19 protein-coding genes are annotated in these 16,055 nt (G+C 68.0%); 17 read left to right on the forward strand and 2 right to left on the reverse strand.

Annotated elements, in window-relative coordinates; all coding sequences use genetic code 11:
* The first annotated feature begins 14 nt into the window (after positions 1–14).
* From JOC24_RS02055 to tuf, 5 genes are all read left to right on the forward strand, one after another.
* A complete protein-coding gene (locus JOC24_RS02055; protein ID WP_205018346.1) occupies positions 15–446 on the forward strand; it encodes a DUF3592 domain-containing protein in 432 nt (143 codons plus the stop codon).
* Between the two features lie 671 nt (positions 447–1,117).
* Complete coding sequence (rpsL, locus tag JOC24_RS02060) at positions 1,118–1,489, forward strand: 30S ribosomal protein S12 (protein WP_003948652.1); 372 nt, start codon at positions 1,118–1,120, stop codon at positions 1,487–1,489.
* A gap of 2 nt (positions 1,490–1,491) precedes the next feature.
* Entirely contained in the window at positions 1,492–1,962 is a 471-nt protein-coding gene (gene rpsG / locus JOC24_RS02065; RefSeq protein WP_014154599.1) for a 30S ribosomal protein S7, read from the forward strand.
* Positions 1,963–2,000: 38 nt separating this feature from the next.
* Positions 2,001–4,130 (forward strand): elongation factor G, encoded by a 2,130-nt coding sequence (fusA, locus tag JOC24_RS02070; RefSeq protein ID WP_205018347.1) that lies wholly within the window; start codon positions 2,001–2,003, stop codon positions 4,128–4,130.
* Positions 4,131–4,288: 158 nt separating this feature from the next.
* Positions 4,289–5,482 carry an elongation factor Tu gene (gene tuf / locus JOC24_RS02075; RefSeq protein ID WP_014154597.1) on the forward strand — a complete coding sequence of 398 codons (1,194 nt, stop codon included), beginning with the start codon at positions 4,289–4,291 and terminating at the stop codon, positions 5,480–5,482.
* 120 nt (positions 5,483–5,602) lie between these two features.
* Here tuf and JOC24_RS02080 read toward each other — a convergent pair whose 3' ends face one another.
* The gene (locus tag JOC24_RS02080; protein WP_205018745.1) at positions 5,603–7,603 is read right to left on the reverse strand and encodes a PIG-L family deacetylase; all 2,001 of its coding nucleotides are present in this window, start codon (positions 7,601–7,603) and stop codon (positions 5,603–5,605) included.
* A 491-nt stretch (positions 7,604–8,094) separates the two neighbouring features.
* On the opposite strand from JOC24_RS02080, the gene JOC24_RS02085 reads away from it, so the two are divergent.
* Positions 8,095–9,279 (forward strand): hypothetical protein, encoded by a 1,185-nt coding sequence (locus JOC24_RS02085; protein WP_205018348.1) that lies wholly within the window; start codon positions 8,095–8,097, stop codon positions 9,277–9,279.
* Positions 9,280–9,634: 355 nt separating this feature from the next.
* Here JOC24_RS02085 and JOC24_RS02090 read toward each other — a convergent pair whose 3' ends face one another.
* Positions 9,635–10,093, reverse strand: coding sequence for a GNAT family N-acetyltransferase (locus tag JOC24_RS02090; protein ID WP_205018349.1), 459 nt, complete (start codon positions 10,091–10,093; stop codon positions 9,635–9,637).
* Between the two features lie 613 nt (positions 10,094–10,706).
* Between JOC24_RS02090 and rpsJ the strand changes: the two genes are divergently transcribed.
* Genes rpsJ through rpsQ form a run of 11 tightly spaced genes read left to right on the forward strand, consistent with a single transcriptional unit; the run spans position 10,707 to position 15,993 of the window.
* Entirely contained in the window at positions 10,707–11,015 is a 309-nt protein-coding gene (gene rpsJ / locus JOC24_RS02095; protein WP_003948644.1) for a 30S ribosomal protein S10, read from the forward strand.
* A 14-nt stretch (positions 11,016–11,029) separates the two neighbouring features.
* A complete protein-coding gene (gene rplC, locus JOC24_RS02100; RefSeq protein ID WP_014154591.1) occupies positions 11,030–11,674 on the forward strand; it encodes a 50S ribosomal protein L3 in 645 nt (214 codons plus the stop codon).
* Positions 11,675–11,678: 4 nt separating this feature from the next.
* Positions 11,679–12,329 carry a 50S ribosomal protein L4 gene (rplD, locus tag JOC24_RS02105; protein ID WP_205018350.1) on the forward strand — a complete coding sequence of 217 codons (651 nt, stop codon included), beginning with the start codon at positions 11,679–11,681 and terminating at the stop codon, positions 12,327–12,329.
* Positions 12,329–12,652, forward strand: a complete 324-nt coding sequence (gene rplW / locus JOC24_RS02110) for a 50S ribosomal protein L23 (protein WP_014154589.1) — start codon at positions 12,329–12,331, stop codon at positions 12,650–12,652. The genes rplD and rplW overlap by 1 nt, the downstream gene beginning before the upstream one ends.
* 50 nt (positions 12,653–12,702) lie before the next feature.
* Complete coding sequence (gene rplB / locus JOC24_RS02115) at positions 12,703–13,539, forward strand: 50S ribosomal protein L2 (RefSeq protein WP_056796589.1); 837 nt, start codon at positions 12,703–12,705, stop codon at positions 13,537–13,539.
* Between the two features lie 12 nt (positions 13,540–13,551).
* The gene (rpsS, locus tag JOC24_RS02120) at positions 13,552–13,833 is read left to right on the forward strand and encodes a 30S ribosomal protein S19 (protein ID WP_003966956.1); all 282 of its coding nucleotides are present in this window, start codon (positions 13,552–13,554) and stop codon (positions 13,831–13,833) included.
* Positions 13,834–13,876: 43 nt separating this feature from the next.
* Positions 13,877–14,224, forward strand: a complete 348-nt coding sequence (rplV, locus tag JOC24_RS02125; protein WP_026290933.1) for a 50S ribosomal protein L22 — start codon at positions 13,877–13,879, stop codon at positions 14,222–14,224.
* Entirely contained in the window at positions 14,224–15,060 is an 837-nt protein-coding gene (gene rpsC, locus JOC24_RS02130; protein WP_014047784.1) for a 30S ribosomal protein S3, read from the forward strand. Before rplV ends, rpsC begins: the two co-directional genes overlap by 1 nt.
* 5 nt (positions 15,061–15,065) lie before the next feature.
* The gene (gene rplP / locus JOC24_RS02135) at positions 15,066–15,485 is read left to right on the forward strand and encodes a 50S ribosomal protein L16 (RefSeq protein ID WP_014154587.1); all 420 of its coding nucleotides are present in this window, start codon (positions 15,066–15,068) and stop codon (positions 15,483–15,485) included.
* The gene (rpmC, locus tag JOC24_RS02140; protein WP_031096372.1) at positions 15,485–15,709 is read left to right on the forward strand and encodes a 50S ribosomal protein L29; all 225 of its coding nucleotides are present in this window, start codon (positions 15,485–15,487) and stop codon (positions 15,707–15,709) included. The genes rplP and rpmC overlap by 1 nt, the downstream gene beginning before the upstream one ends.
* The gene (gene rpsQ, locus JOC24_RS02145) at positions 15,709–15,993 is read left to right on the forward strand and encodes a 30S ribosomal protein S17 (protein WP_205018351.1); all 285 of its coding nucleotides are present in this window, start codon (positions 15,709–15,711) and stop codon (positions 15,991–15,993) included. Before rpmC ends, rpsQ begins: the two co-directional genes overlap by 1 nt.
* Positions 15,994–16,055: the final 62 nt, after the last annotated feature.

Consider the following 16,055-nt stretch of genomic DNA (forward strand, 5'->3'; position numbering starts at 1 on the left):
CAGGCGAAAGCAGCATGAGTATCGATAACGTTCGGGGGTTCCCTGTGCTCGCGATAAGAATTTTCCTCTTTGTCATGGTGTGCGCTTCTTCTCTCGTGTTGATCACCAACCTCTATGCCTTGCGAAAGGCGAAGCGCCTCGAATCCTCCGGTATGCGCGTAGAGGGCGAATGCGTCGACCATTACTGGCCCAGTGGTGGGTATGTGGGCGTGGTCTGCGCGTATTCCACGAGAGACAGTAGCGACCTGTCCGTCCGTTCGTCGCGATACTCCGTCGCACCCGTGGAAATCGGTGACGTCGTGGAAGTCCTCTATGACCCGCAGAGCCCGGAGCGCTCGATGTTGTCGTTCGAGGTGGACAAGCGGGTGGGGTTCGACACGGGGCTGTCCGTCGTCGTGGGGACACTGGCGGCCGCGGCCATGGCGGGGATTCTCCTCACGCTGTGAGCCGGGTCGCCCCCGCGGTGGCCGTCGCCGTCGGGCGAGGAAACGCACCAGCTCGGCGCGGACGGGCACTTCCGGCGGCAGGGGCTCTCCCAGGGGCGGTTCCTCGGACTTCGGGCGCCGGCGTCCATCCGCGACCGGGCCTCCGGATCATGAGACATCCCCCGGCAAGCCCGACCGGAACCGGCCGGTGAGCTGGACCGGCCTGTCCCCGATCGAGCAGCCATGTACGCAGTGCCCACGTTCCCGCACCTGCGCTCTTCGGCATGTTCTTCGCCGCGCCGCCCGGCGGGAGAAGCGGCCCCCGTCACACCCGACGGCCGTTCCTGTGACGCGGGTCACGGGTTCACGAACATGTTCGCCGACGGGTCCACGGAGCGGGTTCGTGCGACGTGCGCCCGGTGTCGGGTGCCGCCTCCGAGGAGGGGCGGCCGTCTCCGGGGCATTTGTTTTGACCCAGCTCAATGAGGTAGGTACGCTCAAGCCTTGTGCCTGGGGTGTGCCTGGGCTCGGGTGCGTGTCCTCAACCGCATGGCGAGTCCGTAAGTGGCCACCGCAATCTGCTTCTCCGCTGTTTCACCGCAGGGGCGTGCAGTATTCGACACACCCGACCGCGTGGGTCGGCGAGTGTTCCAGGTTAGTTTCACGAACGGCACACAGAAACCGGAGAAGTAGTGCCTACGATCCAGCAGCTGGTCCGGAAGGGCCGGCAGGACAAGGTCGAGAAGAACAAGACGCCCGCGCTCGAGGGTTCGCCCCAGCGTCGTGGTGTCTGCACGCGTGTGTTCACGACCACCCCGAAGAAGCCGAACTCGGCGCTCCGTAAGGTCGCGCGTGTGCGTCTGACCTCCGGCATCGAGGTCACGGCCTACATCCCGGGTGAGGGACACAACCTGCAGGAGCACTCGATCGTGCTCGTGCGTGGCGGCCGTGTGAAGGACCTGCCGGGTGTTCGTTACAAGATCATCCGCGGTTCGCTCGACACCCAGGGTGTCAAGAACCGCAAGCAGGCCCGCAGCCGCTACGGCGCCAAGAAGGAGAAGTAAGAATGCCTCGTAAGGGCCCCGCCCCGAAGCGCCCGGTCATCATCGACCCGGTCTACAGCTCTCCTCTTGTCACCTCGCTGATCAACAAGATCCTCCTCGACGGCAAGCGTTCCACCGCCGAGCGGATCGTGTACGGCGCCATGGAAGGCCTCCGCGAGAAGACCGGCGCTGACCCGGTCATCACGCTGAAGCGCGCGCTTGAGAACGTCAAGCCCTCGCTCGAGGTCAAGTCCCGCCGTGTCGGTGGCGCCACCTACCAGGTGCCGATCGAGGTCAAGCCCGGTCGCGCCGCCACGCTCTCGCTGCGCTGGATCGTGGGTTACTCCCGCGCCCGTCGTGAGAAGACCATGACCGAGCGCCTCATGAACGAGCTGCTCGACGCCTCCAACGGTCTTGGCGCTGCCGTCAAGAAGCGCGAGGACACCCACAAGATGGCCGAGTCCAACAAGGCCTTCGCGCACTACCGCTGGTAGTCGCTACCCCCATCGAGACCGAGAGAAGATTGAGCCTTATGGCCACCACTTCGCTTGACCTGGCCAAGGTCCGCAACATCGGGATCATGGCCCACATCGACGCGGGCAAGACGACCACCACTGAGCGGATCCTCTTCTACACCGGCGTTTCGTACAAGATCGGTGAAGTCCACGACGGCGCAGCCACGATGGACTGGATGGAGCAGGAGCAGGAGCGCGGCATCACGATCACGTCCGCCGCGACGACCTGTCACTGGCCGCTCAATGATGTTGACCACACCATCAACATCATCGACACCCCGGGTCACGTCGACTTCACCGTCGAGGTGGAGCGTTCGCTCCGCGTCCTCGACGGTGCCGTCACCGTGTTCGACGGTGTGGCCGGCGTCGAGCCGCAGTCCGAGACCGTCTGGCGTCAGGCGGACCGCTACGGCGTGCCGCGTATCTGCTTCGTCAACAAGCTCGACCGCACCGGCGCCGAGTTCCACCGCTGCGTCGACATGATCGTCGACCGCCTCGGTGCGGTTCCGCTCGTCATGCAGCTCCCCATCGGTGCCGAAGCCGACTTCAAGGGCGTCGTCGACCTCGTGTCGATGAAGGCCTTCGTGTGGTCGGAAGAGGCCGCCAAGGGCGAGATGTACGACACGGTCGACATCCCCGACACGCACACGGAGGCTGCCGAGGAATGGCGCGGCAAGCTCCTTGAGGCCGTCGCGGAGAACGACGACCAGATGATGGAGCTGTACCTCGAGGGCGTCGAGCCCTCCGAGGACCAGCTGCACGAGGCGATCCGTCGGATCACCCTCGCGTCGAAGGGCACGGCCGACTCCGTCACCGTGACCCCCGTCTTCTGTGGCACGGCGTTCAAGAACAAGGGCGTCCAGCCCCTGCTCGACGCGGTCGTCCGCTACCTGCCTTCCCCCCTGGACGTCGAGGCCATCGAGGGCCACGACGTCAAGGACCCGGAGCTGGTCATCAAGCGCAAGCCTTCGGACGACGAGCCGTTCTCCGGCCTCGCGTTCAAGATCGCGAGTGACCCGCACCTCGGCAAGCTCACCTTCGTCCGGATCTACTCCGGTCGCCTCGAGGCCGGCACCGCGGTGCTGAACTCGGTCAAGGGCAAGAAGGAGCGCATCGGCAAGATCTACCGCATGCACGCGAACAAGCGTGAGGAGATCGCGTCGGTGGGCGCCGGTGACATCGTCGCCGTCATGGGCCTGAAGCAGACCACCACGGGTGAGACGCTGTCCGACGACAAGAACCCGGTGATCCTGGAGTCCATGGACTTCCCGGCGCCGGTCATTCAGGTCGCCATCGAGCCCAAGTCCAAGGGTGACCAGGAGAAGCTGGGTGTCGCCATCCAGCGCCTCTCGGAGGAGGACCCCTCCTTCCAGGTGCACTCCGACGAGGAGACCGGCCAGACCATCATCGGTGGTATGGGCGAGCTTCACCTCGAGGTGCTCGTCGACCGCATGAAGCGCGAGTTCCGCGTCGAGGCGAACGTCGGCAAGCCCCAGGTCGCTTACCGCGAGACGATCCGCAAGACCGTCGAGCGCATCGACTACACGCACAAGAAGCAGACTGGTGGTACCGGCCAGTTCGCGAAGGTGCAGATCGCCCTCGAGCCCATCGAGGGTGGCGACGCCTCCTACGAGTTCGTCAACAAGGTCACCGGTGGCCGCATCCCCCGTGAGTACATTCCCTCGGTGGACGCGGGTGCTCAGGAAGCCATGCAGTTCGGCATCCTGGCCGGTTACGAGATGGTCGGCGTCCGCGTCACCCTTCTCGACGGTGGTTACCACGAGGTCGACTCCTCGGAGCTCGCCTTCAAGATCGCCGGTTCGCAGGCGTTCAAGGAGGGTGCCCGCAAGGCGTCCCCCGTGCTCCTCGAGCCGATGATGGCCGTCGAGGTCACCACGCCCGAGGACTACATGGGCGATGTCATCGGCGACCTCAACTCCCGCCGTGGCCAGATCCAGGCCATGGAGGAGCGCAGCGGCGCTCGCGTCGTGAAGGGCCTCGTGCCCCTCTCGGAGATGTTCGGCTACGTCGGAGACCTCCGCAGCAAGACCTCGGGTCGCGCAAGCTACTCGATGCAGTTCGACTCCTACGCCGAGGTTCCGCGGAACGTCGCCGAGGAGATCATCGCGAAGGCCAAGGGCGAGTAACTCTTCCGAGCTCACGCTTTAGGCTTGTCACCGGAGCATGGTCGGGCATTCGTCGCAGTGCGTAAGCAGTGTGGCGAATGCCCCCGGCACCGGCATTCCAGCAAAGATCACCTGGCGCCGATGAAGCAAGGCGTACAGAACCACTCAGGAGGACCCCAGTGGCGAAGGCAAAGTTCGAGCGGACTAAGCCGCACGTCAACATCGGCACCATCGGTCACATCGACCACGGTAAGACGACCCTCACGGCCGCCATTACCAAGGTGCTGCACGACGCGTACCCGGACCTGAACGAGGCCTCGGCCTTCGACCAGATCGACAAGGCTCCTGAGGAGCGTCAGCGCGGTATCACGATCTCGATCGCGCACGTCGAGTACCAGACGGAGTCGCGTCACTACGCGCACGTCGACTGCCCGGGTCACGCCGACTACATCAAGAACATGATCACGGGTGCGGCGCAGATGGACGGCGCCATCCTCGTGGTCGCGGCCACCGACGGCCCGATGCCGCAGACCAAGGAGCACGTGCTCCTGGCCCGCCAGGTAGGCGTGCCGTACATCGTCGTCGCGCTGAACAAGGCCGACATGGTGGACGACGAGGAGATCCTGGAGCTCGTCGAGCTCGAGGTTCGTGAGCTCCTCTCCGAGTACGAGTTCCCGGGCGACGACCTTCCGGTCGTCAAGGTCTCGGCGCTCAAGGCCCTCGAGGGCGACGCCGAGTGGGGCAAGACCGTTCTCGACCTGATGAAGGCCGTGGACGAGAACATCCCGCAGCCCGAGCGTGACGTCGAGAAGCCGTTCCTCATGCCGATCGAGGACGTCTTCACGATCACCGGTCGCGGTACGGTCGTCACCGGCCGCATCGAGCGTGGTGTCCTCAAGGTCAACGAGACCGTTGACATCGTGGGCATCAAGCAGGAGAAGACCACCACCACGGTCACCGGCATCGAGATGTTCCGCAAGCTGCTCGACGAGGGCCAGGCCGGTGAGAACGTCGGTCTGCTCCTCCGTGGCATCAAGCGCGAGGACGTCGAGCGCGGCCAGGTCATCATCAAGCCGGGTTCGGTCACGCCGCACACCGAGTTCCAGGCCCAGGCCTACATCCTGTCGAAGGACGAGGGTGGCCGTCACACCCCGTTCTTCAACAACTACCGCCCGCAGTTCTACTTCCGTACCACGGACGTGACGGGCGTTGTGACCCTTCCCGAGGGCACCGAGATGGTCATGCCGGGTGACAACACCCTCATGGACGTCGCGCTGATCCAGCCGGTCGCCATGGAAGAGGGCCTGAAGTTCGCCATCCGTGAGGGTGGCCGGACCGTGGGCGCCGGCCAGGTCACCAAGATCGTCAAGTAGTTTCTGCTTGATCGTCTGACCTGGTCGCTCCGCACAGAGCACCAAGAAGGGCCCCGCACCTCGCGAGAGGTGCGGGGCCCTTCGGCATGCGGGGCCTGCCGCAGCCGGACCGGGCGACGCCTACGGGCGCCAGAGCCAGGGCAGCGCGTCAGGGCCCAGCCCCACCACGGCCGGCCGGGCCGCCTCGCCGAGGTGGAGCGCCGGCCCGTCGAGGGCCACCGGGCCCCGTGAACGAACGAGGTCACCCTCCGCGGTACGGAGCTGGAGCAGACCCTCACCGGTGCGGCCGACCAGTACCGGGCCGTTCGGTGACGCGGCGGCCGTCACCGGTCCGTACCCGTCGAAGCCGGGCAGCTCCGCCGCGGTGCCGGCGCGGACGCCGGTCAGCCGGGGCCTCGCCTCGGCGCGGTGGAAGAGCTCCACGGTGCCGTCGGCCACGGGCACGGCGGCCGGGGGAGTGCCGGGTACCGGGCCCGCGTCGATCTGGGTGCGGGCGGTCAGGCCCCGGCCCGGGGCGTCCTGTGTCCAGTGGTGCACCGTGTGGTGGCCGGCTCCGTACACATGGACCCGCCCCTCGACGTCCACCGCGGTGCTGAACCCGTCCTGCACCTCGCCGCCTCCCATGTCCCGCCACGCGCTCCACCGGCCGCCCCCTTCGCGTACCCGGGTGCTGAGACCCTTCTCCGCGTTCCGGACGAAGAGGTGGATGCGGCCGTCGGGCGCCGTGACGGCGACGGGCACACCGATGCGCCGTCCGTGGCCGGGTCCCGGCGAGGGGTTGCCCAGACCACGCCAGGGGAGGAAACCACCGCCCGGGGCGCGCTGTTCGAGCAGCACGACCTCGCGCTCGTTGTCGCCGCCGTGCCCGTCGAGCGCCGCGAAGCGAAGTCCGAACAGCAGCAGCCGGCCGTCTGCAGCGGTCGCCGACCCCAGTGCCGGGGTGAGCGGACCGCCGCCGAGGTCGTGCGGCGGTCCCCAGACTCCCCCGCCGGGCTCCGTCTCGCGCCACCGTGCCACCCGCAGCCCCAGTACCGCGTACGCGGCGAGCCGCCCGTCGGCCTCCGCGGCGACGGCCACCCGGGCGCCCGGATAGCGGTGGTGGGTGGAGCGGACCCAGCCCTTCCTGTTGGTCAGCGGACGGTCACCGCCCACGTTGTAGTCGCCGCATCCCGACGGGTTGCCGCAGTCCCAGTCGGGCGAGCCGCCGTACGGGACGAGGTGTGCGGCCTTCGTCTCCAGGACGCCCGGCGGCAGGTTCTTGGGCCAGTGCCGGTTGTAGTACCCGCGGAACGAGGTGGTGACGAAGCCCGGCACGTCCCCGCCGCGTGCCGTGGTCCTGGCCACCCAACGGATCATCGCGGCCCAGGCGAAACACGCGGCCGCGGTGTGGTCGGCGTGGTCCGAGTAGCCGCGCTGCTCGCTGTCCGCGCGGCGTACGGCCTCGGTGCTGTGCTGGAGGTCGGGATCGGGGTCCAGGGTGTGCACGAGGGTCGGGAGGTGACTCTCCAGCAGTCCGGCGAGGACGTCGACGAGTCCGTCGTACGTGTACGAACCGGCCCGGGTCAGCGGTGACCCCTCGGCGACGACCGTACGCAGGACGAGCCGCCGGTCCTGCCAGAGGCTGGGGAGCCCGGGTCGGTGACGACCGGTGTGCATGGCCGTGTTGAGGAAGATCAGTTCGACCCGTCGCGCCCCGGCGGTGAGGGTGTTGACCTCCGCCCGGTGGCCGCCGTCGAGTGCGGCGACGGACATCTCCCAGGGTGTGAACGGGTCCAGGCCGAGCAGAGCCGCGTACGCCTGGCGCAGTCCCTGGTGGCGGGCGGAGGAGTAGGCGGACCTGTCCGGTGCGGGGCGGGCGCGGCCGGGGGCCTTGTTGACGCCGTCGGCCTCGCCCGCCGTGAGGTAGACGCAGACCAGCGGGGTACCGGCGTCGAGGACCTGCCGGGTGTCCGGGTTCATGAAGTACAGGTCGTCGTCAGGGTGGGCGAGTATCTGCATCAGCAGCGCCCGGCGCCCGGTGCTGATGGGCATGCCCGGCGCGGGGTCCGGTGCGGGGTCCGAACGCCGGGGCGCGGGGACCGCGCAGGCGCTGAGGGCCATGCCGGCTACGGCTGTGGTCATGACGGTGCGTCGCCGCACACCGTTTTCGGGCAGGGCAGATCGATCCGTCACGCCACGCACTCCGTCCGCGTCCCCCCGCAGCGGGCGGGTCGGTGCCCTGGGCTGCGTGCTGTTGGTCAGTGCAGGTCAGGGCTGTGCGCCTGTTCCTACGCGGGGATAGACGGGGATCCGGGCGGCCGGGTTGCCCGGTGGGCGGGCCCCGCTCGGGCCTGCGGCCCCGGACGGCGGGGCCGCTCGACCTGGGGCCGGCACGCGTCGAGTGCGCGCGCCCGCTTCCGCGGTGCGCCGACGTCAGGCCCGACCACGCACTCCCGAACGAGAGGCCGACACCTCCGCGCGGTTGCCTTCGCCCCTCCGGTCGCTCGAGCCGCAGAGTGTCCGGGCCGGCGCATCACATGATCATCACGGTTCGTTTCGCACTCTTGTCCGAATGCGGCTCGATGTCATGAACTGGTGGGTGTCATGGCTGTGTGGGGGAGTGGAACAGAACAGTGAGCACCAGAACGCCGGAAGGCGAGCCGTCCGAGCGCCCGGACGAGGGGGGTTCCGTCTCCGACGAACAGTGGGCGGAACTCATCCGGCAGGCCGAGAGCGGTGGGTCCGGCGCACCGAAGGAGCCCTCGGCCCGAGCCCGGATGGTCACCGCGCGCCTGCGCGCGCTGGACGAGGCGGCTGCCGCGAGCGGGCGGCGCCTGGGCCGGAAGAGGAAGCCGGCCGAACCGTGGCAGCCGGACGGATGGCGCACCGGTCCCGCATGGCAGCAGATGAACGGCCGCGCACGGAAGCGCAAGCGTTTCGCAGGGGTTCTCGCGGTCGTCGTGGTCGCCGGGATCCTGGTGGTCACCATGCGGCCGAGTCTGCTGACCGATCACCTTTCCGGAGGGAGCGGCTCCGTGGACGCGGCGCCGCTGCCCGCCGAGACCGCGGCGCCGACCGCCGCGCCCGCCGACGTGGCGGACCCGGAGCAGCCGACGCGGGAGCAGCCCTTCCGGGGCTCGCCCGCGCTCCGTTGGGCGGACGGAGCGGTGGGGATCGAGATCCCGGAGGCGGAGGCGGTCGGAGGGATGAGCAAGGACGAGGTCGAGCAGGCACTGCGGGCCACCCGGCAGTTGCTCGTCGCCGCCAATCTCGACCCGGCCACCCTGCGCGGTGAGAGGCCGGGGGAGGCGCTGGACCTGCTCGACCCGCTGCAGAAGGGGGAGCGGGAGCGACTCGAGCAGTCACTCGCGGAGCCCGGCGGGGAACTGGACCCGTTGATGCTGTTCAGCCGGTTCGACCCGGACGAGACCCGGCTGGTGGGAGACGTCGTCAAGACCCGCGGGTGGATGACCTTCGAGGCCGGCCCCAAGGGCTCCGTGGAGGTGCACGCCGACTACACCTTCGTCTATCCGCTGGTGAGAGCGGGCGGGGACGAGGTGGCGCGCACCATCGTGCGGAGGAAACTCACGACGGCGCTGCACGACCCGGAGCGGTTCGTCGCGACACCGGGCAAGCTCTCCCTCCTCGGTGCCCGTATGAACTTCGGTAACAGCGCCTGCGAGAGCGACGACGGTTTCCTGCACCCGTCGTTCCCCGGCGACGCACCGGACCCCGGCCGGACCGGGCCCGACATGGACCCCTACGACCGCAGGGAGTGGCAGCCCGACGGGTCCTGCGGCACGGTCACCCGCACGTGAGGTGATCCGGGGCCCGGCGTCCGTCGGCACCGGGGGACCGTGACGACGGACGCCCCTCGCCACGCCCGCCTTCGTCCAAGGGGGAAGTCGCCCTGCCACGGCCGCTCGGCGGCAGGACCGTGCTGTGCCGGCCGCTCGAACTCCTGTTGCCGGTGGCCCGGTTGGGGCATGTCGAGTGCCAGGTGACGCCCACCGGGACGACCTCCCGGGGGCGGGCGGCCGGTTCCCGCCGGAGCCGGGGAATCATCCAAGCGCGGGCTCCCGTCCTGGGATCGGCGTGGACGCGCGCGGCCGGACCCGCTTCCTGGAGCGCAGGGTGGGGAGCCGAGCGCCTGCCTCCGGAGGGCGGCCGCGATCAGGCGCCGGGCAGGCGGACCATGTACACGTCCACCGGGTCCTCCCGCTCCAGGGCGAAGCCGTGCCGCTCGTACAGGCTGCGGGCGGCGCTGCCCTGCAGGACGTTCAGCTTGACCGTCACGCCCTGGGCGTCGGTGCGGGCGAGGAGGCGGGTCAGGACCGCCGTGCCGATGCCCCCGCCCTGGACTTCCGGAGCGAGGTAGAAGTGCTCCAGCCAACAGCCCTCCGCGGAGGGCCGCAGAGCGACGCACCCCGTGACGGCTCCGTCCGCCTCGACCACTGAGGTGTGCCCGGGAACGTAGGCATCGCGCAGCCGCTGCCGCACCCGGTGCTCGTCGTACCGGCCCAGGCGTTCCAGGTCGGGGCGCATGGCCCTGGCCCGGATCTCGGCTATGGGCTCGACGTCCTCGAAGGTGGCCGGCCGCAGGCTCCAGCCCTGGATGGTGCTCGTAGACATGGCCGGATTCTGTCAGGCGTCCGCGAACGGCAACCGGTTCCCGGTGACTGCCCGGGTAGGTCGGCGGGCGGGAGTCGGTGTCCCCGCGCGCGTCGATGCGGGCCGGTGCCCGGGCGACGTTCCTCAGGCGTCCGGAAGCGGTGCGGCCTCACTGATCAGTGGCGACTCGAAGGCGTGATCGATACGCGAGTGGAGGGCCTCGCGGACCCCCGCACGGGCGCCTGCGTTTGACCGGTCCCTCGCAGGGGGTAAGATCCCCGACCCGATTGGCCAGGCCCTGGAGCCGTATGGCACACTGGCCAGGTTGCTCGGTTGAGTGTCAATGCTGCGCGCCTCCCGCCGGGAGGACCGGAAGCGAGTCCCACAGTACTCGTCGACCCCCAGGGTCGGACGTACGGGAATCTTCCGGGAAGTGTCAGTGGGGCGCTGACCAGGCACCCGGTGGGGTTTCGCCCCCGGCAGCGCGGTTTCGGCCCGCACCCCCTTGGTTGGGAAATCCTTCGGGAGATCTTCGTAGAGGGGATGCGACACGCCCGACCGCGTGGGTCGGAGGCGGAGGTTACGAGAACTCCCGGGTTCCAGAGCGTTATGAGAGACAGGACTACTAGTAGCCATGGCGGGACAGAAGATCCGCATCCGGCTCAAGGCCTACGACCACGAGGTCATCGACTCCTCGGCGAAGAAGATCGTCGAGACGGTGACCCGCACTGGTGCGTCGGTCGCAGGCCCGGTGCCGCTGCCCACTGAGAAGAACGTGTACTGCGTCATCAAGTCGCCGCACAAGTACAAGGACTCTCGCGAGCACTTCGAGATGCGCACGCACAAGCGCCTCATCGACATTCTCGACCCCACCCCGAAGACGGTTGACTCGCTGATGCGCCTCGACCTGCCGGCTGGCGTCGACATCGAGATCAAGCTCTGAAGGGACGGGCCGAGATGAGCAAGAACATCAAGGGCGTCCTGGGCGAGAAGCTCGGCATGACCCAGGTCTGGGACGAGAACAACCGGGTTGTCCCGGTGACCGTCGTCAAGGCCGGTCCGTGCGTCGTGACGCAGGTCCGTACGAACGACAGCGACGGCTACGAGTCGGTCCAGATCGCCTTCGGCGAGATCGACCCGCGCAAGGTGAACAAGCCCCTCAAGGGCCACTTCGCCAAGGCCGACGTGACCCCGCGCCGCCACCTGGTGGAGCTCCGCACCCCTGACGCCAGCGAGTACACGCTGGGCCAGGAGGTCACTGCCGAGGTGTTCGAGTCCGGCGTCAAGGTTGACGTCACGGGCAAGAGCAAGGGCAAGGGCTTCGCCGGTGTCATGAAGCGTCACAACTTCAAGGGCCTCGGCGCCGGCCACGGCGTCCAGCGCAAGCACCGTTCCCCCGGTTCGATCGGTGGCTGCGCCACCCCTGGGCGTGTCTTCAAGGGCATGCGCATGGCCGGTCGCATGGGTAACGAGCGCGTCACCACCCAGAACCTGACCATCCACGCGGTTGACGCGGAGAAGGGTCTGCTGCTCATCAAGGGCGCGGTCCCCGGTCCGAACGGCGGCCTCGTCCTGGTCCGTACCGCGGCCAAGGGGGCTTGAGGTAATGAGCACCATTGACATCCTTTCGCCGGCAGGCGACAAGGCCGGTACCGTCGAGCTCCCCGCGGAGATCTTCGACGCGAAGACCAGCGTTCCGCTGATCCACCAGGTCGTTGTCGCACAGCTGGCAGCTGCCCGCCAGGGCACGCACAAGACCAAGCGTCGTGGCGAAGTCCGTGGTGGTGGCCGCAAGCCGTACCGCCAGAAGGGCACCGGCCGCGCCCGCCAGGGTTCGACCCGCGCACCGCAGTTCGTCGGCGGTGGCGTCGTCCACGGCCCGCAGCCGCGTGACTACTCGCAGCGCACCCCGAAGAAGATGAAGGCCGCCGCCCTGCGCGGTGCCCTCTCGGACCGGGCGCGTCACTCCCGCATCCACGTCGTCACCGGCGTGGTCGAGGGTGGGATCTCCACCAAGGCCGCCAAGACGCTGTTCGGCAAGATCTCGGAGCGCAGCAACCTGCTCCTGGTCGTCGACCGCGCCGACGAGGCCGCGTGGCTGTCCGCGCGCAACCTGCCCCAGGTGCACATCCTGGAGCCGGGCCAGCTGAACACGTACGACGTGATCGTCTCTGACGACGTGGTCTTCACCCAGGCCGCTTTCGAGTCCTTCGTGTCTGGCCCCCAGACCGCTGAGACCGAAGGGAGCGCCGCCTGATGAGTGAGGCGACCGTTACCAGCAAGACCTACTCGGACCCGCGTGACGTTCTCGTCAAGCCGGTCGTGTCCGAGAAGAGCTACGCGCTGCTCGACGAGAACAAGTACACCTTCATCGTCGCGCCCGGCTCCAACAAGACCCAGATCAAGCAGGCCGTGGAAGCGGTCTTCTCGGTCAAGGTCACCGGGGTCAACACGATCAACCGGCAGGGTAAGCGCAAGCGCACCAAGACCGGTTTCGGCAAGCGCGCCGACACGAAGCGCGCCATCGTGACCCTCGCCGAGGGCGACCGTATCGACATCTTCGGCGGCCCGACCTCCTGACGGAGGTCGAGACGTCCAGGATCCGGAATTCTTCCGAGGACTGAGAGACAATGGGTATCCGCAAGTACAAGCCGACGACCCCGGGCCGTCGTGGCTCCAGCGTCGCCGACTTTGTCGAGATCACGCGGTCCACGCCGGAGAAGTCGCTGGTCCGCCCCCTGCACAGCAAGGGCGGCCGTAACAACGCCGGTCGTGTGACCGTTCGCCACCAGGGCGGTGGCCACAAGCGCGCCTACCGAGTGATCGACTTCCGTCGTCACGACAAGGACGGCGTGCCGGCCAAGGTCGCGCACATCGAGTACGACCCGAACCGCACCGCGCGCATCGCGCTGCTGCACTACGCGGACGGCGAGAAGCGTTACATCGTCGCCCCCCGTGGTCTGTCGCAGGGTGACCGCGTCGAGAACGGTCCGACCGCAGACATCAAGCCGGGCAACAACCTGGCGCTGCGCAACATCCCGGTCGGTACGACCATCCACGCCATCGAGCTGCGGCCCGGCGGCGGCGCGAAGTTCGCCCGTTCCGCGGGTGCCTCCGTGCAGCTGCTGGCGAAGGAGGGCACGATGGCCCACCTTCGTATGCCGTCCGGAGAGATCCGGCTGGTCGACGCCCGCTGCCGCGCCACCATCGGCGAGGTCGGCAACGCCGAGCAGTCGAACATCAACTGGGGCAAGGCCGGCCGCATGCGCTGGAAGGGCGTTCGCCCGACCGTCCGCGGTGTCGCGATGAACCCGGTTGACCACCCGCACGGTGGTGGTGAAGGCAAGACCTCCGGTGGACGTCACCCGGTCTCGCCGTGGGGTCAGAAGGAGGGTCGTACTCGCTCGCCGAAGAAGGCATCGAGCAAGTACATCGTCCGCCGCCGCAAGACGAACAAGAAGCGCTAGGAGCGGGTTTAGATGCCGCGCAGTCTCAAGAAGGGGCCCTTCGTCGACGGCCACCTCATCAAGAAGGTGGACGTACAGAACGAGGCAGGCACCAAGAACGTCATCAAGACCTGGTCCCGTCGCTCGATGATCGTCCCGGCCATGCTGGGTCACACCATCGCGGTGCACAACGGCAAGATCCACGTCCCGGTGTTCGTCACCGAGTCGATGGTCGGCCACAAGCTCGGCGAGTTCTCGCCGACTCGCACCTTCCGCGGCCACGTCAAGGACGACCGGAAGTCGAAGCGCCGCTAACCGCGGGGTGGAAACGACTATGACTTACACCGAAGGGACAACCATGGAAGCCAGGGCCCAGGCGCGGTACATCCGCGTCACGCCCATGAAGGCCCGCCGAGTGGTGGACCTCATCCGTGGCATGGATGCCACGGAGGCTCAGGCGGTCCTGCGTTTCGCCCCGCAGGCCGCGAGCGTGCCGGTTGGCAAGGTGCTTGACAGCGCCATCGCCAACGCTGCACACAACTACGACCACCCTGACGCCTCTTCGCTGGTCATCAGCGAGGCGTACGTGGACGAGGGCCCGACCCTGAAGCGGTTCCGTCCGCGTGCTCAGGGCCGTGCCTACCGGATCCGTAAGCGGACCAGCCACATCACCGTGGTCGTCAGCAGCAAGGAAGGAACCCGGTAATGGGCCAGAAGGTAAACCCGCACGGGTTCCGGCTCGGCATTACCACGGACTTCAAGTCCCGTTGGTACGCCGACAAGCTGTACAAGGACTACGTCAAGGAAGACGTCGCCATTCGTCGCATGATGACGAAGGGCATGGAGCGGGCCGGCATCTCGAAGGTCGAGATCGAGCGCACCCGCGACCGCGTCCGCGTTGACATCCACACCGCCCGCCCGGGCATCGTCATCGGTCGCCGTGGCGCCGAGGCCGACCGCATCCGTGGCGAGCTGGAGAAGCTGACCGGCAAGCAGGTCCAGCTGAACATCCTCGAGGTCAAGAACCCCGAGGTCGACGCTCAGCTGGTGGCCCAGGCCGTCGCCGAGCAGCTCTCCTCCCGCGTCTCCTTCCGTCGTGCCATGCGTAAGAGCATGCAGAGCACGATGAAGGCCGGCGCCAAGGGCATCAAGATCCAGTGCGGTGGCCGCCTCGGCGGCGCCGAGATGTCCCGCTCGGAGTTCTACCGCGAGGGCCGCGTGCCCCTGCACACGCTCCGTGCGAACGTCGACTACGGCTTCTTCGAGGCCAAGACGACCTTCGGCCGCATCGGCGTGAAGGTCTGGATCTACAAGGGCGACGTCAAGAACATCGCCGAGGTCCGCGCCGAGAACGCAGCGGCTCGCGCCGGCAACCGTCCGGCTCGTGGCGGCGCTGACCGCCCGGCCGGCCGTGGTGGCCGTGGTGGCGAGCGTGGCGGTCGCGGCCGCAAGCCGCAGCAGTCCGCGCCGGCAGCGGAGGCCCCCAAGGCCGACGCTCCCGCCGCCGCTGCTCCGGCTGAGAGCACCGGAACGGAGGCCTGACCGAAATGCTGATCCCCCGTAGGGTCAAGCACCGCAAGCAGCACCACCCGAAGCGCAGCGGTATGTCCAAGGGTGGCACGCAGGTTGCGTTCGGCGAGTACGGCATCCAGGCGCTGTCCCCGGCGTACGTGACGAACCGCCAGATCGAGGCAGCTCGTATCGCGATGACCCGCCACATCAAGCGTGGCGGCAAGGTCTGGATCAACATCTACCCGGACCGCCCCCTGACGAAGAAGCCTGCCGAGACCCGCATGGGTTCCGGTAAGGGTTCTCCCGAGTGGTGGATCGCGAACGTCAAGCCCGGTCGGGTGATGTTCGAGCTGTCCTACCCGAACGAGAAGATTGCTCGTGAGGCGCTCACCCGCGCTGCTCACAAGCTTCCGATGAAGTGCCGGATCGTTCGGCGCGAGGCAGGTGAGTCGTGATGTCGGCCGGTACCAAGGCGTCCGAGCTGCGCGAGCTGGGCAACGAGGAGCTCCTCAACAAGCTCCGCGAGGCCAAGGAAGAGCTGTTCAACCTCCGCTTCCAGGCGGCGACCGGACAGCTCGAGAACCACGGTCGGCTCAAGTCCGTCCGTAAGGACATCGCCCGGGTCTACACCCTGATGCGCGAGCGCGAGCTGGGCATCGAGACGGTGGAGAGCGTCTGATGAGCGAGAAGACTGTGACTGAGACCAAGACTGACCGCGGTTTCCGCAAGACCCGTGAGGGTCTCGTCGTCAGCGACAAGATGGACAAGACCGTCGTCGTCGCTGTCGAGGACCGCGTCAAGCACGCGCTGTACGGCAAGGTCATCCGCCGTACGAACAAGCTCAAGGCCCACGACGAGCAGAACGCTGCAGGCGTCGGCGACCGCGTTGTCATCATGGAGACGCGTCCGCTGTCCGCCACGAAGCGCTGGCGCATCGTCGAGATCCTCGAGAAGGCCAAGTAATCCCTGAGGGAATCTCCCTTCAGGACAGTTCCGCCAGGCTCGGCGGGGGCTCCTTCACCGGA

This window comes from Streptomyces sp. HB132 (genome assembly GCF_016909575.1).
GTDB lineage: Bacteria > Actinomycetota > Actinomycetes > Streptomycetales > Streptomycetaceae > Streptomyces.

What these genes read in the sequence shown, in the direction of transcription:
- JOC24_RS02055 (WP_205018346.1), top strand. Translation starts at nt 15, where the DNA reads ATGAGTATCGATAACGTTCGGGGGTTCCCTGTGCTCGCGATAAGAATT.
- rpsG (WP_014154599.1), top strand. Translation starts at nt 1,492, where the DNA reads ATGCCTCGTAAGGGCCCCGCCCCGAAGCGCCCGGTCATCATCGACCCG.
- fusA (WP_205018347.1), top strand. Translation starts at nt 2,001, where the DNA reads ATGGCCACCACTTCGCTTGACCTGGCCAAGGTCCGCAACATCGGGATC.
- JOC24_RS02080 (WP_205018745.1), bottom strand. Translation starts at nt 7,603, where the DNA reads ATGACCACAGCCGTAGCCGGCATGGCCCTCAGCGCCTGCGCGGTCCCC.
- JOC24_RS02090 (WP_205018349.1), bottom strand. Translation starts at nt 10,093, where the DNA reads ATGTCTACGAGCACCATCCAGGGCTGGAGCCTGCGGCCGGCCACCTTC.
- rpsJ (WP_003948644.1), top strand. Translation starts at nt 10,707, where the DNA reads ATGGCGGGACAGAAGATCCGCATCCGGCTCAAGGCCTACGACCACGAG.
- rplC (WP_014154591.1), top strand. Translation starts at nt 11,030, where the DNA reads ATGAGCAAGAACATCAAGGGCGTCCTGGGCGAGAAGCTCGGCATGACC.
- rplD (WP_205018350.1), top strand. Translation starts at nt 11,679, where the DNA reads ATGAGCACCATTGACATCCTTTCGCCGGCAGGCGACAAGGCCGGTACC.
- rplW (WP_014154589.1), top strand. Translation starts at nt 12,329, where the DNA reads ATGAGTGAGGCGACCGTTACCAGCAAGACCTACTCGGACCCGCGTGAC.
- rplB (WP_056796589.1), top strand. Translation starts at nt 12,703, where the DNA reads ATGGGTATCCGCAAGTACAAGCCGACGACCCCGGGCCGTCGTGGCTCC.
- rpsS (WP_003966956.1), top strand. Translation starts at nt 13,552, where the DNA reads ATGCCGCGCAGTCTCAAGAAGGGGCCCTTCGTCGACGGCCACCTCATC.
- rplV (WP_026290933.1), top strand. Translation starts at nt 13,877, where the DNA reads ATGGAAGCCAGGGCCCAGGCGCGGTACATCCGCGTCACGCCCATGAAG.
- rpsC (WP_014047784.1), top strand. Translation starts at nt 14,224, where the DNA reads ATGGGCCAGAAGGTAAACCCGCACGGGTTCCGGCTCGGCATTACCACG.
- rplP (WP_014154587.1), top strand. Translation starts at nt 15,066, where the DNA reads ATGCTGATCCCCCGTAGGGTCAAGCACCGCAAGCAGCACCACCCGAAG.
- rpmC (WP_031096372.1), top strand. Translation starts at nt 15,485, where the DNA reads ATGTCGGCCGGTACCAAGGCGTCCGAGCTGCGCGAGCTGGGCAACGAG.
- rpsQ (WP_205018351.1), top strand. Translation starts at nt 15,709, where the DNA reads ATGAGCGAGAAGACTGTGACTGAGACCAAGACTGACCGCGGTTTCCGC.